The sequence below is a fragment of the Lactobacillus sp. ESL0246 genome, assembly GCF_003692965.1.
In the GTDB taxonomy this organism is placed as follows: Bacteria; Bacillota; Bacilli; order Lactobacillales; family Lactobacillaceae; genus Lactobacillus.
In genome coordinates, this window is sequence record NZ_REHC01000003.1 from 74220 (window position 1) to 97802 (window position 23583).

At 32.4% G+C, this 23583-nt stretch carries 18 protein-coding genes and 1 CRISPR repeat array; of the genes, 14 read left to right on the forward strand and 4 right to left on the reverse strand.

Annotated elements, in window-relative coordinates; translation table 11 throughout:
* Positions 1–21: 21 nt before the first annotated feature.
* Positions 22–990, reverse strand: a complete 969-nt coding sequence (locus tag F5ESL0246_RS01105) for an ABC transporter substrate-binding protein (RefSeq protein ID WP_122017718.1) — start codon at positions 988–990, stop codon at positions 22–24.
* A 444-nt stretch (positions 991–1434) separates the two neighbouring features.
* Here F5ESL0246_RS01105 and F5ESL0246_RS01110 point away from each other — a divergent pair, with 444 nt between their 5' ends.
* The 7 genes from F5ESL0246_RS01110 to rpoN all read left to right on the forward strand — a co-directional run bounded on the left by F5ESL0246_RS01110 (position 1435) and on the right by rpoN (position 8726).
* A complete protein-coding gene (locus tag F5ESL0246_RS01110; protein WP_122017719.1) occupies positions 1435–4002 on the forward strand; it encodes a sigma 54-interacting transcriptional regulator in 2568 nt (855 codons plus the stop codon).
* Positions 4003–4138: 136 nt separating this feature from the next.
* Positions 4139–4555, forward strand: a complete 417-nt coding sequence (locus F5ESL0246_RS01115; protein WP_122017720.1) for a PTS fructose transporter subunit IIA — start codon at positions 4139–4141, stop codon at positions 4553–4555.
* An 11-nt stretch (positions 4556–4566) separates the two neighbouring features.
* Positions 4567–5058 carry a PTS sugar transporter subunit IIB gene (locus F5ESL0246_RS01120; RefSeq protein WP_122017721.1) on the forward strand — a complete coding sequence of 164 codons (492 nt, stop codon included), beginning with the start codon at positions 4567–4569 and terminating at the stop codon, positions 5056–5058.
* Positions 5059–5079: 21 nt separating this feature from the next.
* On the forward strand, positions 5080–5919 hold the full coding sequence (locus F5ESL0246_RS01125) for a PTS sugar transporter subunit IIC (RefSeq protein ID WP_122017722.1): 840 nt from the start codon (positions 5080–5082) through the stop codon (positions 5917–5919).
* Positions 5916–6743, forward strand: coding sequence for a PTS system mannose/fructose/sorbose family transporter subunit IID (locus F5ESL0246_RS01130; RefSeq protein WP_122017723.1), 828 nt, complete (start codon positions 5916–5918; stop codon positions 6741–6743). The genes F5ESL0246_RS01125 and F5ESL0246_RS01130 overlap by 4 nt, the downstream gene beginning before the upstream one ends.
* Complete coding sequence (locus tag F5ESL0246_RS01135) at positions 6744–7448, forward strand: MgtC/SapB family protein (RefSeq protein WP_122017724.1); 705 nt, start codon at positions 6744–6746, stop codon at positions 7446–7448.
* An 18-nt stretch (positions 7449–7466) separates the two neighbouring features.
* The gene (gene rpoN, locus F5ESL0246_RS01140; RefSeq protein ID WP_122017725.1) at positions 7467–8726 is read left to right on the forward strand and encodes an RNA polymerase factor sigma-54; all 1260 of its coding nucleotides are present in this window, start codon (positions 7467–7469) and stop codon (positions 8724–8726) included.
* A gap of 104 nt (positions 8727–8830) precedes the next feature.
* Here rpoN and F5ESL0246_RS01145 read toward each other — a convergent pair whose 3' ends face one another.
* A complete protein-coding gene (locus F5ESL0246_RS01145; protein ID WP_122017726.1) occupies positions 8831–9772 on the reverse strand; it encodes an aldo/keto reductase family oxidoreductase in 942 nt (313 codons plus the stop codon).
* Between the two features lie 185 nt (positions 9773–9957).
* Here F5ESL0246_RS01145 and cas9 point away from each other — a divergent pair, with 185 nt between their 5' ends.
* The 4 genes from cas9 (at position 9958) to csn2 (ending at position 16236) form a co-directional block, all read left to right on the forward strand.
* On the forward strand, positions 9958–14148 hold the full coding sequence (cas9, locus tag F5ESL0246_RS01150) for a type II CRISPR RNA-guided endonuclease Cas9 (protein ID WP_122017727.1): 4191 nt from the start codon (positions 9958–9960) through the stop codon (positions 14146–14148).
* A gap of 228 nt (positions 14149–14376) precedes the next feature.
* Positions 14377–15288, forward strand: coding sequence for a type II CRISPR-associated endonuclease Cas1 (gene cas1 / locus F5ESL0246_RS01155; protein WP_122017728.1), 912 nt, complete (start codon positions 14377–14379; stop codon positions 15286–15288).
* Complete coding sequence (cas2, locus tag F5ESL0246_RS01160) at positions 15266–15571, forward strand: CRISPR-associated endonuclease Cas2 (RefSeq protein ID WP_305021738.1); 306 nt, start codon at positions 15266–15268, stop codon at positions 15569–15571. The genes cas1 and cas2 overlap by 23 nt, the downstream gene beginning before the upstream one ends.
* Positions 15568–16236: a type II-A CRISPR-associated protein Csn2 gene (csn2, locus tag F5ESL0246_RS01165; protein WP_122017729.1), complete on the forward strand. Its 669-nt coding sequence runs from the start codon at positions 15568–15570 to the stop codon at positions 16234–16236. Before cas2 ends, csn2 begins: the two co-directional genes overlap by 4 nt.
* 32 nt (positions 16237–16268) lie before the next feature.
* A CRISPR array of direct repeats spans positions 16269–18548; the repeat unit is 36 nt; unit sequence GTTTTAGATGGTTGTTAGATCAATGATGATTAGAAC.
* A 316-nt stretch (positions 18549–18864) separates the two neighbouring features.
* Here csn2 and F5ESL0246_RS01170 read toward each other — a convergent pair.
* Both F5ESL0246_RS01170 and F5ESL0246_RS01175 read right to left on the reverse strand, forming a co-directional pair.
* Entirely contained in the window at positions 18865–20052 is a 1188-nt protein-coding gene (locus tag F5ESL0246_RS01170; protein WP_158592780.1) for a glycosyltransferase family 2 protein, read from the reverse strand.
* A 465-nt stretch (positions 20053–20517) separates the two neighbouring features.
* Positions 20518–21417, reverse strand: a complete 900-nt coding sequence (locus tag F5ESL0246_RS01175) for a proline-specific peptidase family protein (RefSeq protein ID WP_122017731.1) — start codon at positions 21415–21417, stop codon at positions 20518–20520.
* Between the two features lie 165 nt (positions 21418–21582).
* Here F5ESL0246_RS01175 and F5ESL0246_RS01180 point away from each other — a divergent pair, with 165 nt between their 5' ends.
* The 3 genes from F5ESL0246_RS01180 (at position 21583) to F5ESL0246_RS01190 (ending at position 23583) form a co-directional block, all read left to right on the forward strand.
* A complete protein-coding gene (locus F5ESL0246_RS01180) occupies positions 21583–22323 on the forward strand; it encodes a PAS domain-containing protein (RefSeq protein ID WP_122017732.1) in 741 nt (246 codons plus the stop codon).
* 163 nt (positions 22324–22486) lie between these two features.
* Entirely contained in the window at positions 22487–22936 is a 450-nt protein-coding gene (locus F5ESL0246_RS01185; RefSeq protein ID WP_122017733.1) for a DUF3290 domain-containing protein, read from the forward strand.
* A gap of 11 nt (positions 22937–22947) precedes the next feature.
* Positions 22948–23583, forward strand: a complete 636-nt coding sequence (locus F5ESL0246_RS01190) for a DUF421 domain-containing protein (RefSeq protein ID WP_122017734.1) — start codon at positions 22948–22950, stop codon at positions 23581–23583.

The following is a 23583-nucleotide window of genomic DNA, read 5'->3' on the forward strand; positions in this document are numbered from 1 at the left end:
CGTTCACATTACCTTTCTATCTTACTTGGGTGCCTTAATTGAGTGGGGGTTAATGTCTAAAGCTTTGGCCATTTCTTTATTAACGACTAATTTTAATTGATTTGCTTTTTCAACAGGCATCTCAGCTGGTTTAGCTTTACCATCTAAAATTTTGGCCGCCATTTTTCCAGTTTGCTTTCCTAGTTCTTCATAGTCAATACCAATCGAGGCTAAACCACCAGTCTTAATTTGGTCAGTTGAACCAGCTACTAATGGGATCTTCTTTTCTTTGACGACTTTGCCAATAATTGAGGCTGCTGAGGCAAAAGTATTATCAGTTGGAACGTAAATTCCCTGAACCTTTTCTGCAAGTGTTTCCGTAACTTGTTGAACGTCATTTGTCGTATTAGCCGTTTTAACTAAGACTTTTACACCAGCTTTCTTTAAAGCAGCGATAGCTAAATCGGCTTGAATTTTAGAATTTGCTTCTCCGGCATTGTACATAACACCGATTGTTTTTGCCTTTGGAACAATTGATAGAAGTAAACTGATTTGTTTATCAATTGAAACCATATCTGTCGTTCCTGTAATATTGCGACCGGGTTTTTTGTTCGAGTTGACTAGTTTAGCTGCCTTTAAATCTGTAACTGCAGTAACCACTGTTGGAATATCTTGAGTAGCACTAGCAATGCTTTGAGCAGCCGGTGTAGCAATTCCTAGTATTAAATCGGATTTTTCGTTAACTAATTTTTCGCTCATACTTTTTAAATTATCTTGACTATTTTGCGCGTTTTGGTAATCAATTTTAAGATTTTTGCCTTCCGTGTAGCCACCTTCTTTTAGTCCTTCTTTAAAACCTTGGTAGGCTTTATCTAAAGAAGGATGTTGTACAACTTGTAAAACTCCAACATGCTTTACGCTTGAGGTGCTATTAGCTTTTTTGTTACTACAACCACCTAATACTAATAAGCTGGCTAAACTAATACCTGCAATTATTTTTTTAATATTCATCGTGTTTCCTCCATATTCTGTAACGACAAAAATACCCACTCATTTCTGAGTGGGTACACAAATTGATATTAAACAATAATTGCGGTTAACCACTCAGATACTATGTGGCTAACCGTAATTTAAAGGGCTTTAGCCATCATAGATAAATTCAAACTAGAATATGTTCGAATTCATCTATGATGAACCCAAACTTTATCTAAAATAGCTAAAGTAATAGCGGTTATTCAGTTGTAAGTTAGGTTTTAAATTGATATTCATTAAAATTTACCTCCAACCTTAATGACAAAAATTATAAAATATGAAAAAGATAATGTCAAGCCGTATTTTAAATAAATATTTATTCTATAGTGCTTTTAAAAACGACTTAAGAAAACGAATTCACAAATTAACTATAGTTGAATATAATTGAGTCTAAAGCTATACATAGTTGAGGAGAGTAAAAACATGAAGACGGCGCAAAAGATAGTTTTAAACCAAATAGAAGAATTAGCTGATGATGAAGAAATTTGTACAAGTGATTTAGCGAGAAAATTAAATCTATCTAGATCTGTCGTCAGTCATTACCTTAATCAGCTTGTTAAAGAAAATAAGGTTCAAAAAATCGAAGAGCGACCTGTAAAATGGCGAAAAATTTCTGTTGGTGATACTACTCCAACAGCTACTGGTGTTTTTAAAAATGTGATAGGAAATCATGGATCATTAAAGAAAATTATCGATCAGTTATGTGCAGCAGCCATTTATCCTCCCAATGGACTAAATGTTTTGATTACAGGGAAATCGGGTTCTGGTAAAAGCTTTTTAGCTAATAAGTTATATGATTATGCTAAAAGTAAAGGTGCTATTTCCGATAAGTCGCCATATATTGTTTTAAATTGTGCTAATTACGCTAATAATCCGGAATTAATTTCCAGTATGCTATTTGGTTATGTGAGGGGAGCTTTTACAGGTGCAGATTCTGAAAAAAATGGTCTACTTAAAGAAGCTGATAATGGTTATCTTTTCTTAGATGAAGTTCATCGGTTAAATAGTGAAAATCAAGAAAAATTATTTAACTTTATTGATTCAGGACAGTTTTATAAAGTAGGAGACAATGTTCATCCAATTAAAGCTAATGTTCGGCTAATAATGGCAACTACAGAAAAACCAGAAAATGTTTTACTTGATACTTTTTTACGCAGAGTACCGGTCCAGGTTAAACTACCAAATCTGATTTCAAGGCCAGTTGACGAGCGATTAGAACTTTTAAATGAACTATTTTATACAGAAGCACAGCGACTTAGCAAAAAGATAGTGGTAGATAAAGAAGTTGTTTCTGCATTAATGCAAATTGATCATGCAGGAAATATTGGTTATTTAAAAAATATTATTAAAGTTTCATGCGCCACAGCATATCATGATTGGTCCAATTATCATATTATCAACTTAACATTAAAAGATGTGGTATTAAATAATTTGCAACCATTTAAGGATTACGGAACAATTACTGTTAATCCTAGCCAAGAACCAATTTTTACATCAAACATTAGTTTAAGCCAAGAACTAATGTTTATTAATAATTCCTTGAAAGACTTAAGTACAAATTATTCTAAGGATAATCTAACTAGGTGTAAGCTACAGATTCAAAATATTAGTAAATTTATTATAAGGGATGGATCAATAACTGGATTACATTTACAGCATAAAAGAGTTTTTGAAAAAGTAATTAAAAAACAGTTTGGTTTAAAAACGGCAGATTACTTAGAGACAATTGTATATGAACTTTATGAGCATCATTTTACACCAATTTGTAATAGTACTAAATTACGTACAATTATCTTAAATCATTTTCCACGAGCCTTTCATGTGGCCAAGAATTTTTATAATATGCTTCCAATTTTAGATATACAAAGTCATAAAGGATTAACAAATATTTTGGCTATTTTACTAAGTGATTATGTGGATGAGCAAATTCAATTACGTGGATTAATGGTAGCTCATGGTGAAAATACAGCCACCAGTATTCAAACTGTTGTTAATTCACTTTGTAATAATTATCTATTTGATGCAATTGATATGCCGATAGAAGCTAACATTTCATCGATTATCGAAGAGACAAAAAAATTGATTGCTAGTTATAATACATCTAATGGTTTTATTTTAATGGTTGATATGGGGTCATTAAGTCAGCTTTATACCCAAATTAGTTCACAATTAAATGGCGATTTACTAGTAGTTAATAATTTAACAACCTTGACAGCTCTTGACTTAGCTCTAAAAATGAAACAAAATCTATCATTTAAGCAAATAGCGCAGGAAGCAGAAAAAGATTATCAGATCAATACTAAATATTATGAAGGATTTTCTCAATCGACCAATATTCTGGTTTCTTGTATTTCTGGTTTAGGAATTGCAGAAAAGATTAGCGATATTATGCAGAAATATTTACCAGATAATATTATGGTTATCCCAATTGGCTATAATAAGTTAAAAGAAAAAATATCTAGTAAAAGTTGGTCGTATTTTAAACAGACATTATTTGTTTTAACAACGATTGATATTAGCGAAAAAGTCGAATTTAACCATATGAATCTCTATAATATATTGGATTCTACGGGGGAAAATAAACTAAATCATTGGTTAGCCCCATACTTAACCAAGAAACAATTGATAAGTTTTAATGATCAATTATTGCGTTTCTTTTCTAAGGAAGGAATTTCTGAACGTTTAAGTTTTTTGAATCCAGAAGTGGTATTAAAAGAAGTAGAAACAATTAATAAAAAATACGAAGATTTTTACAATTTAAAATTAGATGGCAAAGTTAAATTAAATCTTTATATGCATATAGCATTAATGATTGAACGTACAATGATGCGCAAGGGTAATTCAAGTATAGTTCAACCAAAAACAGAGAAAGAAAAAATCTTTTTTAAGGTTACACGTAGTATTTTTCAACCAGTTGAGTTAAAGTACAATATCCAAATATCATATTATGAAATATCGCTTTTATACGAATTGTTTAAACAGTTTATATAGGAATGTTTAACCATAAAAAAAGAAGTGTTTAAAAAATAAACACTTCTTTTTTTATACCAATAGATATGTATTTTTAGCAGTTGGCATGATTATTGCTAATAAGGAAATGAAACACAAAGATATAAAAGGAGAGAATATGACAGAAATATTAGTAGCAAGTCATGGCCACTTTGCTAGTGGTTTAAAAAATTCAATTGAAATTTTAACGGGCATGGGAGATAAGATACAGACAATTGATGCATATGTCGATCAGTCTGATTATACAAAGCAAATTATAAGATTTATTGAAAATGCACAACACCCAGCAGTTATTTTCACAGATTTAAAGGGAGGAAGTGTTAATCAAAAAGTAGTCTTAGAAGCAGTTAATAAAAAAAATATTTTTGTAGTAACTCAAACTAATCTTGCGATCGTAATGGCAGTTTTACTTGATAATGAGAAATTAACCAGAGATCACATACAGGATTTAATTAATCAAAGCCAAGTAGAATTGTGTCAAATTGATGATAGTCAAACTGAATCGAATGATTCAGATGGAGATTTTTTTGAATAGGGAGAAGAAAAATGATTGCACAATTAAGAGTAGACGACCGTTTAATTCATGGTCAGGTTGCACTAGTGTGGACCAAAGAATTAAATACGCCAGGAATTGTTGTTGCAAATGATAATGCGGCAAATAATACCATGGTTCAAATGACTTTGAAAATGGCTACTCCTACGGGAAAGAAGTTATTGATTCGAACAGTTGATGATGCAATTAAGGTGTTCAATAATCCTAAGGGAAGTGATATGAGAATTTTTGCGTTAACTAATAACATTGAAGATGCACTTAAAATTGCTAAAAATGTTAAAGAAATTGATGGGATTAATGTTGCCAATGTAGGTCGTTTTGCTAATGATGCAAATAAAGGAGTTCAGTTATCATCCACTTTGATGCTATCTGAACAAGAATTAACTTCATTAAAGGAATTAGCTGAATTAGATATTCCAGTATTTAATCAAGTTGTTCCTAGTAACGTAAAAACACCAATTAAGTCTTTATTGAAAGGAAAATAATTACTGTAAAGGAGGATAACTATGATACAAACAGCTTTTTTGGCAGCGTTATGTGTATTTGTCTGTCTCGGTGGTAATTGGCTCTGGGGTCAGACAATGATAGAACGTCCATTAATTGTCGGTACAATTACCGGTTTAATTATGGGTAATATGCAAACTGGTATTTTAATTGGCGCTTCTCTTGAAGCTATTTTTATGGGAGCGGTTGATATTGGTGGGGCACTTTCGGCTGAACCAGTTACAGCTACCGTCTTAGCAACGACTTTTGCTATTACTTTAGGAGTAAATACAAAAGCGGCGCTTGCATTGGCTGTTCCAATTGGCGTATTTGCTGCATTTATTTTGATGTTCATGAAAAACGTTGTTATGAACATCTTTGCTCCAATGGTTGATAAAGTAGCCAATGATGATAATGTCAGAGGTTTGACCTGGCTCCATTTTGGCATGTGGTTTTTAAATTATTTTGTTTTTTCGTTAGTAACTTTTTTTGCTGTTTTAGCTGGTGCTCGTCCTGTTCAGCAGTTAGTTGCACGAATCCCAGCTAATCTTATGTCTGGATTAGCTGCAACAGGTGGTCTTCTTCCAGCTGTTGGTTTTGCTATTTTGATGAGGATGTTATGGAGTAAGCAGTTATCCCCATATTACTTTTTAGGATTTGTTTTAGCAGCCTATTTAAATCTTCCATCTGTAGCAGTAGCAGCTGTGGGTATTATTATCGTTGCTATTCAATGGATGCGTGATAAACAACTAATGGATCTAGAAAATAGGCAGAAGCAAACCTTGGCTAAATCTGATGCAATAATTGCAAACAATAATTCTGAAACAACAGCAACGCAAGAAGAGGAGGACTTTTTCTCATGAAATTAACTAAAAGCGTTTCACCTCAAGACAAAAAGATTATTAATCGTATTTTTTGGAGATCATTTACGGTATTTGCAAGTCGAGTAGGTGCAACAAAAGCACATGCACCGGGATTCATGTATTCAATCATGCCAGCACTGGATAAATATTATGAAAAAGATAAAGCTGGACATCGTGAAGCTATGATGAGACATACTACTTGGTATAACATTACTCAGAATGTTGGTACGTTCGTAATGGGACTTGTTGCTTCGATGGAAAAGAAAACGGCTCAGGATCCGAACTTTGATCCTGAAACAACGGTTGCTATTAAAACTTCTTTAATGGGACCACTGTCTGGAATTGGCGATTCAATTTTTTGGGGTGTTCTACGTGTAATTGCTGCTGGTATAGGTATTAGCTTAGCCAGTCAAGGTTCAGTTTTGGGTCCCTTGTTATTTTTGATTATTTATAATGTTCCATCCATTTTGGCACGTTATTATCTTACTTACATGGGGTTTACACTGGGCGACACTTTTATTCAAGACATGTATAAAAGTGGAAGTATGCAATTATTGAATAAAGCTGCGTCAACATTGGGATTAATGATGATTGGTTGTATGACAGCAACAATGGTTCAATTTAAATCAAAACTGAGTATTCCAATTACTGGTGGTAAACCGATTTTGATTCAAACTTATTTTGATCAGTTATGGAAGGGACTAATTCCTTTACTTTTAACGCTCTGCTGCTACTGGTTACTATCGAAAAAAGTTAATGTTAATTGGATTTTACTTGGTGTTTTGATTTTAGCAATTATTTTAGGGTTAATAGGAGTGGTTTGAGTGAATGTTGCGGTAACACTACCAGAAATTATTATCAGACTATTACTATCCGTGATAACTGCAAGTGTTATCGGTTTTGATCGTGAACATAAAAATAGACCTGCTGGAATCAAGACACATGTTCTAGTTTGTGTTGGTGCATGTATAATTGCTCTAATCCAGAAAAAAATTGGATTTGATGCCTTACAAATTGCTCTAGCAAAGCCTAGATTAGCAGGAGTTGTTCGGGCCGATGAAGCAAGATTAATTGCACAAGTTGTTTCAGGAATTGGATTTCTAGGAGCAGGAACAATTTTGGTTCAACATCGAACAATTTTGGGTTTAACAACAGCGGCTAGTTTATGGGCAGTTGCTGGTGTTGGATTAGCTTTTGGAATGGGGGACTACAGTATCGGAATTGCCGGTTCAATAGTCGTTATTGTTGTTTTAGTTTTTTCAAAAAAATTGATTAATATTCATCCTATGAAAAAGCTGGAAATAGAGTACAAACATAAAGTTGAAACAAAAGAATTCATTAACGATTACTTTACTAAGCAAGGTATCACTGTGGTAAACGTTGATTTTAAAGTAAGGCAGGCAATGAATAATATCGTTTATGTTAATATATATGATATTGAGATGCCACGGTCAATTGATTATGCAAGCGTAATCGAAGATCTTTCCATGAATAAAAATGTGGTAGAAGTTCAGCTAGTAAGTATTTGATTTATAGGAGATAAGGTGATGTATCAAAAGCCTAAAATGGTTTTAAAGCCGCAGGAACAACTAGTAACACGACTTTTCTTGTCACCTAGGTTAAAACAAAATTTAAAAGTCTTATCATATAGTAGGCGTGATTTAGTAAACGCCATGAAGGATTTGTGTATTAGCAATCCCTTTGCTAGTTTACGTGGAGCAAAGGCCGAAATGCAAAATTTAGATTGGATTAGATCACCTGTAAAAGAGAACTTAATTGATCATTTGCTTTGGCAAGTAAATTTGAATAACTGGAAAAGTAAGGATAAGCAAGCCGTTAAGTTACTAATTTATAATCTAGATCAGGATGGTTATTTGCGAATTTCTCTGAGCGAGATCGCAAGAATGAATGAATTTTCATTACCAGAATTAGAAAAAGCTCGCACATTGTTACAAACACTTGATCCGCTAGGAATTGGTGCAACCAACCTAAGTGAATGTTTATTAATCCAAGCACTTGAAATTAATGCTTTTAATCCTATCGCTTTGCAAATTTTACGTAATAATCAACTACAATTACTAGCCAGTCCTGAAAAATGGAGCTGCTCTGCTTTTTCTCGTATTGAACTAACTAATGCATTGACTAGTATTCAGTCTCTAAACCCGATTCCTGCTAGTGAGTATGTGAATAATGATAATTCTCAATACTTAGTACCTGATTTAATTTATAAAGTGGAAGATGGCCGTTTAACTATTGAAAGTGCTCAGTCGCAATTGCCAGAATTATTGTTTGACGAAAAGGCATTTATTATAATGCAGTCACAGTCTGGTGAAAAGGAATATTTTTCTGCGCAAAAGCGACAATATCTGGAAATGAAACATGCTATTGAAGAAAGGCAGCGGACCATCATAAGACTGGGACAGTATGTTGGGCAATACCAACATAAGTTTTTATTAACCTTGCATAAACAAGACTTAAAGCCATTGAGTCTAAGAGAAGTTTCCCAAGCCTTAGGATTAGCTCAAAGTACAATAAGTAGGGCAATTAAGGATAAATATCTTCAGTGTCAAAATCAAATTTTTAGTTTAAAATTACTTTTTCCACGTTCAGTTACTGAAAATATATCTCAAGAACAGATAGAGTATAATCTAACCAAAATATTTAAAAATGAAAATCCCCAAAATCCTTTAAGTGATCAACAAATAGTGGATCTTTTTAACAAGCAAGATGTCCATCTGAGCCGGCGTGTAATTTCAAAGTATCGCCAAAAGCTAGGGATTCCTAATAGTTATAATCGTAAATCCTAAAATTTTAATAATATAAAAGTGCCTGAAAAAAGAAAAGCTGACAAATCTATGTTTATTTAACAAAGATTATCAGCTTTTTATTTGTTTTTTGTACTCCCCAATTTTTATGGCAAATCATTTCCTGCAGCTAAATAAATGTCATACCAATCTTGAGCACTCAATTCAATATTGGCACCTTTTGCACTATCAATAATATGTTCTGGTGTCATGGTACCAATAATTACTTGAATATTAGCTGGATAGCGTAAAATCCAGGCGGCTGCGATTGCATTTTTAGAGCTCCCTTTTAGCTTGGCTAATTTTTCTAAGGTATCGTTAACTTGCGGAAATTTTGGATTACCAATAAAGTTACCCTCGATTTGACCGTATTGAAATGGTGACCAAGCTTGAACAGTCATTTGATGCAGTTTTGAATAGTCAAAGATACCACGATCGTGGTCAATACTACGATTGTCGGTCATATTAGTATGAATATTAAAATCAATCGGTCCAGTATGCATAACACTGAACTGTAATTGGTTGATCAGTAGTTTTTGGCTGATGCCAGCTTGTAACAAGTCAACTTGACAGGGATTGAAATTTGAAACCCCAAAATGGCGAACTTTGCCATCTTTTTGCAATTCGTCAAATGCAGCACCGACTTCTGCAGGATCCATTAGTGCATCAGGACGGTGTAAAAGTAAGCTGTCTAGGTAATCAATATTCATCCGCTTAAGTATGCCATCAACTGCATTAATAATATATTGCTTAGAAAAGTCATACCGGGTTGTTTTGTAATCAAGTGTCGGATCTTCATAAATCCCTGTCTTTGATTGAATATAAAAATCTTCTCGTTTAAGTGAGGACTTCTTTAAGGCATCTCCAAAAACTTCTTCGGACTTTCCATGACCATAAACATCGGCTGAATCAATATAATTAATGCCAACATCATGCGCTGTTTCTAAGGTCTTGACCGCGCTATCAATAGTTAATTTGTTCATCCGCATAATTCCTAGCGCAATCGCTGAACTAGTAAAACTCGTGTTACCAATCTTAATTTGTTTCATAATTTACCTCCTTTCTTAAGTATACGCCAAATTTGCTTAAATCATTTGGAAACGATTGCAAACAACTATCAAGTAAAGTAAAAATAATTGCTGTTTTTCAAAAATTAATAGTGAATGCGTTATCTTTTAGAGTTATTATAATAAAAACAAATAAATTAAATGTGTTTTTAGAAGGGGGTCTTGTAATGACTAAATTAAATGATGATTATATTTTAGGTCTCGATATCGGGACAAATTCTTGTGGTTGGGCTGTTACTGATAAAAAAAATAACTTATTGAAATTGCGCGGCAAAACTGCTTTGGGTTCGCACTTATTTGAGGAAGGTCATTCAGCAGCTGACCGGCGTGGTTTTAGAACAACCAGAAGACGACTTAAACGTAGAAAGTGGCGTTTAGGACTATTAGAAGAAATTTTTGCTGAGGAAATGGCACAAGTAGATCCGAGCTTTTTTGTACGATTACATAAATCTTGGATTTCACCATTAGATAAAATGCGTACCAAGTACCCAGCAATTGTTTTTCCAACGGCAGAGGAAGATAGCGAGTTTTATAAGAAATATCCGACGATTTATCATTTACGACATGCTTTAATGACTGAGGATAAGCGCTTTGATTTGCGTGAGATTTTCTTAGCGATTCATCATATTGTTAAATATCGTGGTAATTTCTTGCAAGACACGTCTATTAATAACTTTAATGCTTCAAAGATTGATGTGGGTCCTGTTTTAAGTGATTTAAATAATAGTTATCGTCAATTAACAGATGAGAATCTGGATTCAATTCAGTTTAAAATTGAAAATGCAGGACAAATTGAAGCTGTGATTCGCGGTCAAGATGATGAGCGTACTCTGTATAAGTCAGATAAGGTTAAGAAGATCGCACAGTTATTAGTTGATTCAAGTGACAAAGCAGCTAAGAATGTTGCTAAGCAAGTTGCCAATGCCATAATGGGTTACAAGACACAATTTGAGACAATTTTAAATAAAGAAATTGATAAAATCGATAAAGGAAGTTGGGAATTTAAACTAACCGACGCAGATGCAGATGACAAATTGGAATCGTTTTTAACTGAGCTAAATGAGCAAGAGGAAACAATTATTGCCGAAATTCGTAAGTTGTTTGGCGCAATTACATTAAGTAACATTGTTTATGAAGGGATGACTTTATCAGAATCCATGGTGGAAAAATATAACCAGCATGGTAATGATTACAAGCTACTTAAAAGTGTGGATAAGAATCATCATGATAAGCAAAAAGCTGAAAATCTAAGACTTGCCTATGATTTATACGTTAATTATCGTCATGGACGATTACTTGAAGCTAAAACAACATTAAAAAAATGGCATAAGGGTAGTGGTGTTTTAAGTAAAGAGGAATTTTATAAAATAGTCCAAGATAATCTCGATGATTCTGAAGCATCTACCCAAATTATCCAAGAAATTGAACAGGATAAGTTTATGCCTAAACAGCGAATTAACAGTAATGGTGTAATTCCTTATCAGCTTCATCAAATTGAGCTTGATCAAATTATTGCAATGCAGAGTAAATACTATCCATTTTTGGCTGAATCAAATCCAGTTGAAGGGCATTTAAAGCAGGCTCCTTATAAACTTGATGAGTTAGTAAGATTCAGAGTGCCATATTATGTTGGCCCAATGATCACTACTGATCAACAAAAAGAAACATCAAATAAAAATTTTGCATGGATGATTCGCAAAAGCGATGACGCGATAACACCGTGGAACTTTGAACAAGTAGTAGATACTCATCAATCGGCCAGAAAATTCATCACACGCATGACAATTAAGGATACCTATTTACTTGGTGAAGATGTTTTACCTGCTAATAGTTTGTTGTACCAAAAATATGAAGTTTTGAATGAACTTAATAATGTTAAAATCAATAAAAAGCGACTTGATCCCCAACTAAAGCAGGCTATTTATAATGATTTGTTTATGCAAAACAAAATAGTTAAAGTTGAAGAATTAACTAATTATTTAAAACAAAATCAACATCTTGAATACATTGAAATTAAAGGCTTAGCCGATCCTAAAAAATTTAATTCTAGTTTATCTAGTTATCATAAGCTTAAAAAAATGAAGCTTTTTGATAAGCAACTTGATGATCCTAATTATCAAGCAGATTTTGAAAAAATAATCGAATTATCTTCGATTTTTGAAGATAAAAAGATACGTCAAGCAGAATTGCATACAATTAAGTGGTTAACAGAAGAACAAATTAAAGCTTTAGCCAATTGGCATCTAAAAGGTTGGGGGCGTTTATCAAAGAAATTATTGCAAGAACTACATGATAGCAATAAGAAAAATATTATTGAATTGTTGTGGGCTAGTGAAAATAACTTTATGCAAATTGTTACACAGCCAGACTTTAAAGCAGCAATTACTAAAGAAAATGCCCAAGTTACTGAAGATAATGGAATTGAAGCTATTTTAGCTGATGCATATACTTCACCTGCTAATAAGAAGGCAATTAGGCAAGTAATAAAAGTAGTTGATGATGTTGTCAAAGCAGCTGATGGCAAGGCTCCGGCACAATTTGCAATTGAATTTACACGTGAGCCTGATAAAAATCCAAAGTTGTCCCAATTAAGAGGTAGTAAATTACTCAAAGCTTATCAAGATACTGCAAAGGAAATTGTAGATAAAGACCTAGTTAATTCTTTGAAGAATAACATGACTGCTCGAAAACTAGATCAAGATAAGTATTTCCTCTATTTCATGCAGGGTGGCAGGGATGCATACACTGGTAAAAAAATTAATATTGATGAAATTACATCACGATATGAAATAGATCATATTTTACCGCAGTCATTTGTCAAAGATGATTCATTAGATAATCGTGTTTTAACTTCTAAGGCACTAAATGCAGCAAAATCTGATGATGTGCCATATAAGCATTTTGCTAATAAAAGTATAGCCGATATTAATATGACCGTAGGTGAAATGTGGAAAAAATGGCAGGAAGATGGCTTAATTACTAAACGTAAGCTAGGGAACCTTTTACTAGATCCTGACCATATAAGTAAATACCAACGTTCTGGATTTATTAATAGACAATTAGTTGAAACAAGCCAAATTATTAAACTGGTTTCAGTTATATTGCAAAGCAAATATCCTGATTCTGAAATTGTTGTGGTTAAGGCCAGTTATAATTCTGCTTTACGTAAAAGGTTACAGTTATATAAGAGTAGAGCGGTTAATGATTATCATCATGCACTTGATGCTTATCTGTCAGTTATTTGCGCTAACTTCTTGTATCAAGTTTATCCAAAATTACGACCGTTCTTTGTTTATGGAAAATTCAAAAAGTTTAAAGAAAGTGAAAAAGTACAAGATGAAACTATTGAACAGGTAAAGACTTTTAGTTTCATTTGGCCATTATTGCAAAAAGATACTAAAGAGCGAAAAGCACCGGAAGAGATTCGAGAAAACAACAGCAATCAGATCGTCTTTTATAAACATCCAGATATTTTTGACAAATTACGAAAAGCTTATAATTATAAATATATGTTAGTATCACGTGAAACCACTTCAGAAGATCAAGCAATGTTTAATATGACTATTTATCCACGTGCTGAGCGCGATACTGCTAAAACTAGAAGCCTAATTCCGAAAGGTGAAGGATTAGATACTAAAATTTATGGTGGTTATAGTGGAAATACTGATGCCTACATGGCTCTTGTTAAAATTACTAGTATAAAAGATACTATCTATCGGGTAGTAGGAGTACCAATGCGCGGTCTTGCGGATCTTAAGAAGGCTAAAAAAGTTGGAAATTATAATGGGGTTCTTAAGCAAATCTTAGAGCCCTTAATAATGTATGACAAAAAAGGAAAACCTAAACGTGGTGTGAAAAGCTTTACAATTCTTGCTGGGCATTTATTAAATAAACAAGTAGTCATTGATGGTGATCGAAAATTTGCACTGTCAAGTTCGGCATATATGTATAATGCAAAACAATTGACCTTATCGCAAGAGACAATGCGGATTGTTTCCGGCCACATTGAGAAAACTGAAGACAAAGATACACTATTTATCTCTGCTTATGATGAAATTTTAGCAAAAGTTCATAAATATTTACCATTGTATAATATTAATAAGTTTATAGAAGGTTTAGACCAGGGGCGCGAAAAATTTATTAATCTCGAAACTAACGATAAAGCGAAAATTTTGAAAGAATTGTTGAATGGATTACATGACAATTCTCAATTTGGTAATCTTAAAGCAATTGGAATTAAAACTCCATTTGGTATGATGCAAATAGCGAATGGTATTATACTTTCATCTAATGCTAAGCTGATTTTTCAATCACCAACTGGTTTATTTGAAAAGAGAGTTAAAGTTACGGATTTATAAAGTAAAAAAAGGGAACCGAAAAATCCGGTTCCCTTTTTTGTGTATAAAAAAGCCTCCGCTATAGAGCTGAGGTAGGACGATAAATATCGCGTTAAAACTTACATCTAACGATGCTTGTTTGATTTTAAAATTTGGTTGTTAGATCAATGATGATCAGAAATCATCTGTCAGGAGCTACCTGACGACTACATTATAACATTTTTAGTAAAAGATGCAAGGAGGAATTCTATGGGATGGCGTTCTGTAATTATTACCCAACATGCGAAATTAACTTATACAATGAACATGATGGTTGTACAAACGCGTGATGGTATTAATCAAATACCAATTGCAGATATTAATCTACTACTAGTTTCAACGACACAAGCAGTAATTTCGAGTGCATTGATTAGTAAACTAGCGCAAAATCAGACAAAAGTAATCTTTGTGGATGAAAAGAGTAATCCAGTAACTGAGACGGTTGATTATTATCCAGGTGCTAGGAAAGAGGAGAAGTTGATTAAACAAGTCAATTGGGATCAGGATAGTAAAGAAAAACTTTGGACGAAGATTGTTAATAAAAAAATCACCAATCAGATAAAGGTTTTAGAAAATTATCACTTGAATACCCAAACTGTTTATGATGAACTGAATCAATTGGAATTAAATGATTGCAGTAATCGTGAAGCGGCTGCTGCAAGAAAATATTTTATGATATTGTTTGACAAGACCTTTGTTCGCCGTAATCCATGTGCAATTAATGCTGCTCTTGATTATGGTTATGCAATTCTACTGTCGAGTTTTAACCGTGAAATTGCAATTAATGGTTATTCTACTTATTTAGGAATTCATCACTGCTCTGAAGAAAATCAATTTAATTTGGCATCAGATTTAATGGAACCATTTAGACCATTTGTCGATTATTGGGTTAAGGCTAATGAGAAAATCAAGGAGTTAACGCCAGATATTAAGTATGGATTAGTTGAACTATTGAGTTTGGAAATTAATTTTAATGGTAAAAAGACGTTGTTAACTAATGCGATTGCAGACTACACACGCCATTGTTTAACTTTTCTAAGTAATGATAATTGCGGGTTACCAGAAATGGAGATGAATTTAACAAATGAGGTACCGAATAATGCGTTTAATGATAATGTTTGATTTGCCAACGGAAACAGCACAACAAAGAAAGGAATATAGACAATTTCGTAAGAAGTTAATTAATGAGGGATTTTTGATGATGCAGTATTCTGTTTATGTTCGCGTTTGTGTGACGCGACAGACGGCACAATTTTTAGAAAAGAGAGTCAAAAAGTTTTTGCCTAAAGGCGGTATAGTACAGTCATTAATGGTCACGGAAAAGCAATATAACGATATGCACTTTTTGGTAGGGAAACCTATAGAAGATGTACGCAATATGTCGGATAGGACAGTGATTTTATGATTTTATCGTATTTGACTCACAAGAAATGGGTACTGACTAACTCTGGAATAAAAATTATTGCCACGCAAAGTCCAATTGCTTTTCGTAATTTAGTGCAGGCATTTCAGTGTCAGAATGAAATGCTAATTTGTGCAGATGACAGTTATGATTCACTTGATATTGCTAAAACATTTGATTTTGTTGGTGATCCACTTTTGAGTGATAATATAATTAAAAAATACATGTCAAATATTTTAAATAGTTATATTGCTAATATTAACGAAAATAATCGAAATCAAATTTTTGTTGCATTGCAAAATTTAGAGGGAGCTATTGATGATTCATTAATGCTGGAAGATTTACCATTAATAATTGAGTTTGATGATGATTTGAAAAAACTTTTAAAATTTGTTGATTTACACATAGATTCTAAATTTACTAAGAATCCATATGCTATAATAGATCTGGTTCTGAAAATTCATCAATCATGTAACTTGAAATCGATCCCTGTGATGTGTAATTTGACACACTATTTAGAACGGGATCAATTGATAGAGTTATCAAGTTTAGCTCAACAAATGAATAGGATGGTAGTCCTTTTAGAATTTACATCCCCAGATTTATTGGTTGTACCTGAGGGTGTGCAATTTTATTATATTGATCAGGATCTAATCGATTTGTACTGACATCTATATTAAAACTTTATTATAAAATATCGGTTTTAGATGGTTGTTAGATCAATGATGATTAGAACTCTATATCAATATAATAGCGTTAATGTTTAGTTTTAGATGGTTGTTAGATCAATGATGATTAGAACGCATTTTTAGAATTAAGCAGTATATCTTATGTTTTAGATGGTTGTTAGATCAATGATGATTAGAACATTGTAAACCTGTAAATTGGGGTTATTCTGGTTTTAGATGGTTGTTAGATCAATGATGATTAGAACTAATCTGTTCATCTTTTCCCACCTCCTGCTGTTTTAGATGGTTGTTAGATCAATGATGATTAGAACAATTAGTCTATTGTGATATACTAATAATAGGTTTTAGATGGTTGTTAGATCAATGATGATTAGAACTTACTAAACAAGCAATTACTTACTTTGTCAGTTTTAGATGGTTGTTAGATCAATGATGATTAGAACTTGTCTGATCTAATTCTTTTTCATGTTCATGTTTTAGATGGTTGTTAGATCAATGATGATTAGAACGTGCTTGATTAAGTACTTGCCTTGCAACAGGTTTTAGATGGTTGTTAGATCATGATGATTAGAACCATAGCAGTATTAAAACATCAACAATCGGCGTTTTAGATGGTTGTTAGATCAATGATGATTAGAACTGATTGAACGAAAAATTAAATTTATTTATTGTTTTAGATGGCTGTTAGATCAATGATGATTAGAACAAAAATACCACCCATAGAGCAATCAAACTTGTTTTAGATGGTTGTTAGATCAATGATGATTAGAACAAGTTAAAAATACTAAGTTAAATGATTGATGTTTTAGATGGTTGTTAGATCAATGATGATTAGAACTTGTCGACACAAACACTGGACAACAAACATGTTTTAGATGGTTGTTAGATCAATGATGATTAGAACTTGGATTGAGAATGCCCCCAATAGCAAAACGTTTTAGATGGTTGTTAGATCAATGATGATTAGAACACGATTGCAATCAGTACGGCTTATGACAATGTTTTAGATGGTTGTTAGATCAATGATGATTAGAACTAGTTTTTAGCAAGCTGGGCTATCCAGCCAGTTTTAGATGGTTGTTAGATCAATGATGATTAGAACGCCTGATGATAATAAAAAATTACAAAAAATGTTTTAGATGGTTGTTAGATCAATGATGATTAGAACCCGTAATTAATCATTTTTTGTATATCTCCTGTTTTAGATGGTTGTTAGATCAATGATGATTAGAACTTACTAGTTTGCGCATTAATTTAGACGGAAGTTTTAGATGGTTGTTAGATCAATGATGATTAGAACAAGCAGCAATCTGAGATTGATACCTCGACTGTTTTAGATGGTTGTTAGATCAATGATGATTAGAACATTCCGAGGGTACTTTAAAACTTGATAATTGTTTTAGATGGTTGTTAGATCAATGATGATTAGAACCTCGAACTTCAAGGTATTAGAAAAAAACATGTTTTAGATGGTTGTTAGATCAATGATGATTAGAACAATTTTTGAATTGCAAACTGCAATCCGGTGGTTTTAGATGGTTGTTAGATCAATGATGATTAGAACAGTTAAGGAGTGATATACGTGGTAAGTGAAGTTTTAGATGGTTGTTAGATCAATGATGATTAGAACTTAATTTACTAATATATAATAACCTTAAAATGTTTTAGATGGTTGTTAGATCAATGATGATTAGAACAATACCTTTGCCTGATTGGCTGATTTCCATGTTTTAGATGGTTGTTAGATCAATGATGATTAGAACTTATGTTGTCATGGTTATGCAGAGTCACCAGTTTTAGATGGTTGTTAGATCAATGATGATTAGAACGATCTACGTGATCTGGTAGAACGAAATTGGGTTTTAGATGGTTGTTAGATCAATGATGATTAGAACACCACTGGTTGAAGCATTCTGTATTAATTAGTTTTAGATGGTTGTTAGATCAATGATGATTAGAACAAAAAAGCTAGAAAAAAGGCGAGAAAGCTTGTTTTAGATGGTTGTTAGATCAATGATGATTAGAACCAGAAAATGAAATAGATTTTAAACTAGCTAGTTTTAGATGGTTGTTAGATCAATGATGATTAGAACTTAAGAATATGTATACCGCCAAAGTTAATCGTTTTAGATGGTTGTTAGATCAATGATGATTAGAACGCACAGCCTTATAATCGTTGTTGCTAAACTGTTTTAGATGGTTGTTAGATCAATGATGATTAGAACAAAAAGAGCTGATAGATATAATCGCATCAAGTTTTAGATGGTTGTTAGATCAATGATGATCAAATCCAAAAAATGGTGTGGATAGTGTTTTAACCAGTTGTTTAGAAAAGATGCAAAACTTAATGTATTATTAACTAAAGAAAAAAATATATGTTTTAATTGTAAATATTATGTAGAAATTGTTCATCAACCTATTTCAGTTAAAGACGTTGTAAAACAAAATAAAGGATATTATTTCCTTGATGTTTTAGCTACAGTTATATTGTAATATTCACATTTAAAGGACTAATTATAAAATTATATATCTTATTTGATACAAACTAATGATACTAGAAAAGCACTAAACCACGTCCGGTTTAGCGCTTTTCTAGTATTGTATTAATTAAGAATGGCTGGTTTTATCCCATGAATTGTGTCCACTTAATTGTCTCACAATTGAACAAAAGGGAACAATAGCCAATACCCAGCGATATAAACTAAAACTGAAAACACTTTTTATAATTTGATTAAAACTCAATTTAATATTGCCTTCGGAGGCCTTTAATTGTTTTAAAACCATTAAAGTATTAGTTGTATATTCGATACATAGCAACGCAAGTAATATACTGAAACTAAGTACGAAATTTGTATTTGCATAAAAAATTAAGACAAGAAAGGAAATAATAGAGGCTGGCGTAATTATAATCGACAAATAAGGCATTGTTAAAAATAAAATAATATCAACTTTAATCATAATCGGTATTTTATTGGATTTAATGATTTTAAAACCATATTTGTTTAAACATTGCAAACCGCCTTGACACCAGCGTATACGTTGTCTAATTAGTTTTTTAATAGTTTTGACACCTTCTTGTTGAACACTATCAATATTGATGAAAGTGCCAAAATATCCTTTAAGTAATCCTCTTAATGAAAATTCACAATCTTCCAGTAATGAAGTTGACCAACCAATGTCCTTTGCCATCGACATAGTAACAAATTGTCCATTGCCAGATGCCAATGCTGATCCCCAATTGGTACGAATCATCTGTAGTAACCCGTTGTAAATTGATAGTTCAAAATTCTGCATATTGATTAAATTAGAATCAGTATTAAAGATGTCTACTCGTGTTTGTACTAAGTCATAGTTCGAATATTCAAAAGCATGCCAAACTTTTATTAAATAATTACTGTTTAAATGACTATCGGCATCAACAATTCCTATGAGTGTACTTTGGGGAGTGTCAATATGAGAAATTCTTTTAATAGCATCTTCTAGAGCAGGTCCTTTGCCTTCTTGAGCATGGGGCTTAACTCGATGAATAACAAAAACATTATTTATGAAGGAGTATTTCTGCAATAATTCTGTGGTACCATCATTAGAATCATCATCAATGAAAACCAATTTAAGATTAAAATTATTTTTGCATTGATCGTGAAGACTAAGTAATGCATCCATATTTTTTTGTAAAACATGATATTCATTCATTGCTGGAATTATTAGTAGCATTGTATTAAATGATCGTTGCTTTGTAGTATATTTTTCTTGTTTTATATGGGGGTTAAATGATAAATAGATACTCCAAGCCATACTTAAAGTAAATGCTATAAAGCTAATTAATAATATGATTTTTATAAAAATGTTTATTTTTTTCATCTCCAATTTTTGTGAAGACAAATGCTTGTTTATACTACTATTAGCTTTGAATAATTTGTTGTTTTTTGAAAGCGTGTTCATACTACAAATTATAAATTACGACTTAAATATTAGCGATATATAAGTAATTATACAGATTTATTTTGATTTATGCAATTTTTGACAGAATGTTTTTTAATAAGTTATAAATAGATATATACTTATATATGTGCGTGTATAAACTTCTATAGATTAAAAATTATAAAATGTTTTTATAAAAATTATTGCTATTTAACCTGATTTGTGTGTGCTTGTAGTTTAAACGAAAATACTCAACTTTGATAATTATCAAAGTTGAGTATTACTTCACTAATTTAAAATTTAAATGTGATGCTGTTATTTAGAATTATTACCTTTAACTTAATTTCTTTCGACTTCACGGATAAAGTCAGCTAGATGCTTATAATAAACATTCGGATTATCAACCATGTGGTGATGGCCACCATCTGGAGTAGTTACTAATTTAGAGTTAGGGATTTCTTTTTGCATAATTTTTGCTGTGGCAATTGGCATCGTTTCATTTTCACCAAAAGTTATTAAAGTTGGTACTTTAATATTTTTAAGCTGATCTCTAAAATGCCAATCTTTTAGTTTGCCAGTGATAACGAATTCATTATCACCTTGAAAAGTGTTATAAACAGCATTGCCACCAAGATCTTTTAAATGATATAGCTTAGATGGTTGGCGCCGATCAACAAAGTTGATATTTAAGATAGTAACATCTTCTTGGTAGCGGGGATTAGCGTAATCATTATTTTTTTCGCATTCGTGCATAAAATCGATTTCAGTTTGCGACAAGATTTCTTGACGGCGACGATTGACAGCTTTAACGTAATCATCGATCTCATCAACCATTGATGAAATAATTGCTCCTTTTAAATGCTGCCCATATTTAACAGCATATTCTTGGACAAGTAATCCACCCCAACTTTGACCAATTAAGTAAAAATTATCTAGACCTAATTTAGCACGAACCTCGTCTACTTCATCTAAGAAGTAGTCATAGGTAAGATATTTAGCAGCAATCTTAGGATCAGAATAATCTGGCTGATCAGAATAGAGCGAACCTAATTGATCATACATCGTAACTTGAACATTTAAGCCTTGCTTTTCTAACTGTTCTGCGGTGTCTTCCCAATATTCGTGATTGCCACCAGGTCCGCCATGAAGTGCTAATAAATGGATGTCTCCATGTCCTTGGGTATTAGTCCATAGATGGTAACCATTGTTTAATGTGATTATTTGGGTACCTGTTTTCATATTTTTCTCCTTTATTAATTAATCTCAGTTTCTCTTTTAGCTTATCATAGATGAAAGAAAACATGGAATGATCAATTATAATTTTATATTTAGTTATAGCATATTTTATTAAAAGTTATCGTGCTAAAATTTAAGGGAAGAAGTTTAATTTTTAGGAGGGAAATTATGGCAGAACCAGATTGGTTACGGCAAATGGATGCTGAAGAATATTTAAAAGAAGATTTTACGGCTAGTGGACAGGGTCGGTATACTATTGCAGGAATTGATAAGAATGACCCTAACTGGCTTGAGCAAGCTGCGAATAAGACTCATGCGGCTAGTGGTGATGATTACGTCAAGTTAGATAGTGGTTTGCTGACAGTTAATCAATTAAATTGGATGTTACGTAATACAATTGGAGAGTTAACTTTTGTTGATAATAATAATCAATTTTTATGGTATAATCGCCCAGTTGATCCTCAAACTAAAATGAAAGCTAAAAGAATTCCTGAACAAGTTGGTGATTCAATGGGAGAAGTTCATCCTGATGTCCGTGATGTAATTCCATCAGCTAAAAAAGTTGCGCATGCCTTGCGCAAAAAGCAGGATGGTCATAATGAAGTTTTTATGCCTGTCCCAACAGGAAACTTACATGAACTGGTTTTACATTATTACAAACGAGTTGAAGACGATGAAGGCAATTATGCAGGTATCTATGAATGGGTGCAAGATTTATATCCACTAGTTAAATATTTTTGCGAAACAACGGGTCAAAAATTAGTAATGGATCCTGATGCAACTTCGGGTGCAACCTATCGAAGAAATTCTAATTCAGATTCAATTTCTGGTGCTTCAACTAAAGCAGAATCAGAACTAGAAAAGCAGAAGTCTGATATTCAAACTGGTGCATCATCAAGTAAAGATTAGAAGTAGTGAGTAGTTCAATTCTACTCACTTTTTGTTATACTATTATTATATATAATTATTAGCGCATAAATATCATTCAGTAATTTTGCGTCTAGTCGTAAATTAATTCATTAAACACCGCTCATATGAACGATGCTAGTTTTTTTAGTAAGGGTGACATATTATGACTTTTTACACACTTAAGTATATTGAGCGAAATCAAAATACCAATAAAACAATTCTGTATGCTTTAATTGCAATTGCCGCGTTGACATTGATTGCTTTTACGGTTCTTTATCTTCGCCATCGTTTTGACACAAGATACCGTGATTTGGGAATTATTGCTTTATTATTCTTGTTACTATTTGTTGGTACGCAATATGAAAAATATGTTCAAACAAATTTAGTTGAGTCACGTTCAGAACAGATCGCACCGTTTATTAAATCAATTGCTAAGGACTATCAAGTGGCTAACTCGGATGTCTTAGTAAATTCAACTACTTTAGAAAATGGCATTATTGTCCGGATTGACTCAAAAGATAAAGATTATCAATTGGAATTGAATAATGATAACAATAGTTATTCATTAAAACAGGCACATGTGATTAACCATCAAGTAGATATTAAAAATTAGGAGGTACAAGAATGGATTATACACAGCTCTTTATCAAATTTGTTTTAGGTGTGGTAACATTAATTTTTCAGATTAATGTTTTTGGTAAAAGTAATATTGCCCCGACAACTGCACTAGATCAATTACAAAACTATGTTCTTGGTGGCATTATTGGTGGTGTTATCTACAATGCTAATATTAATGTTTTACAGTTTTTATTAGTTTTGATAGTTTGGACCTTAGTAGTCTTTATTTTGAAATATGCACGTGAGCATAGCAATGTGATTCGAACATTGATTGATGGCAAACCGATTCAAATTATTAAAAATGGTAAGGTTTTAGTTAAAAATTGTCTTTCTGTTGGTATTTCTGCTAATGAGTTGATGTTTAAGTTGCGTAGCCAAGGAATTTATTCCGTTGAGAAGGTTAAGAACTGTATTTTTGAAAAAAATGGCCAATTGACTGTAATCAAAAAGGATGAAAAGAATTTACATTTTCCATTAATCAATGATGGTCAAATTAATCAAGATGCACTTGAATTCCTGAATAAGGATGAGGACTGGTTACAAGAAGAGATTAAAAAAGCTGGTTACCAAGATGTTAGTGATGTTTTTTTAGCTGATGTCGATGATGGTCAAGTTTCCTTTACTGGTTATGATCGAAAGTAG

Coding starts and splice junctions, on each gene's coding strand:
- F5ESL0246_RS01105 (WP_122017718.1), bottom strand. CDS start 990: ATGAATATTAAAAAAATAATTGCAGGTATTAGTTTAGCCAGCTTATTA.
- F5ESL0246_RS01110 (WP_122017719.1), top strand. CDS start 1,435: ATGAAGACGGCGCAAAAGATAGTTTTAAACCAAATAGAAGAATTAGCT.
- F5ESL0246_RS01115 (WP_122017720.1), top strand. CDS start 4,139: ATGACAGAAATATTAGTAGCAAGTCATGGCCACTTTGCTAGTGGTTTA.
- F5ESL0246_RS01120 (WP_122017721.1), top strand. CDS start 4,567: ATGATTGCACAATTAAGAGTAGACGACCGTTTAATTCATGGTCAGGTT.
- F5ESL0246_RS01125 (WP_122017722.1), top strand. CDS start 5,080: ATGATACAAACAGCTTTTTTGGCAGCGTTATGTGTATTTGTCTGTCTC.
- F5ESL0246_RS01130 (WP_122017723.1), top strand. CDS start 5,916: ATGAAATTAACTAAAAGCGTTTCACCTCAAGACAAAAAGATTATTAAT.
- rpoN (WP_122017725.1), top strand. CDS start 7,467: ATGTATCAAAAGCCTAAAATGGTTTTAAAGCCGCAGGAACAACTAGTA.
- F5ESL0246_RS01145 (WP_122017726.1), bottom strand. CDS start 9,772: ATGAAACAAATTAAGATTGGTAACACGAGTTTTACTAGTTCAGCGATT.
- cas9 (WP_122017727.1), top strand. CDS start 9,958: ATGACTAAATTAAATGATGATTATATTTTAGGTCTCGATATCGGGACA.
- cas1 (WP_122017728.1), top strand. CDS start 14,377: ATGGGATGGCGTTCTGTAATTATTACCCAACATGCGAAATTAACTTAT.
- cas2 (WP_305021738.1), top strand. CDS start 15,266: ATGCGTTTAATGATAATGTTTGATTTGCCAACGGAAACAGCACAACAA.
- csn2 (WP_122017729.1), top strand. CDS start 15,568: ATGATTTTATCGTATTTGACTCACAAGAAATGGGTACTGACTAACTCT.
- F5ESL0246_RS01170 (WP_158592780.1), bottom strand. CDS start 20,052: ATGGCTTGGAGTATCTATTTATCATTTAACCCCCATATAAAACAAGAA.
- F5ESL0246_RS01175 (WP_122017731.1), bottom strand. CDS start 21,417: ATGAAAACAGGTACCCAAATAATCACATTAAACAATGGTTACCATCTA.
- F5ESL0246_RS01180 (WP_122017732.1), top strand. CDS start 21,583: ATGGCAGAACCAGATTGGTTACGGCAAATGGATGCTGAAGAATATTTA.
- F5ESL0246_RS01185 (WP_122017733.1), top strand. CDS start 22,487: ATGACTTTTTACACACTTAAGTATATTGAGCGAAATCAAAATACCAAT.
- F5ESL0246_RS01190 (WP_122017734.1), top strand. CDS start 22,948: ATGGATTATACACAGCTCTTTATCAAATTTGTTTTAGGTGTGGTAACA.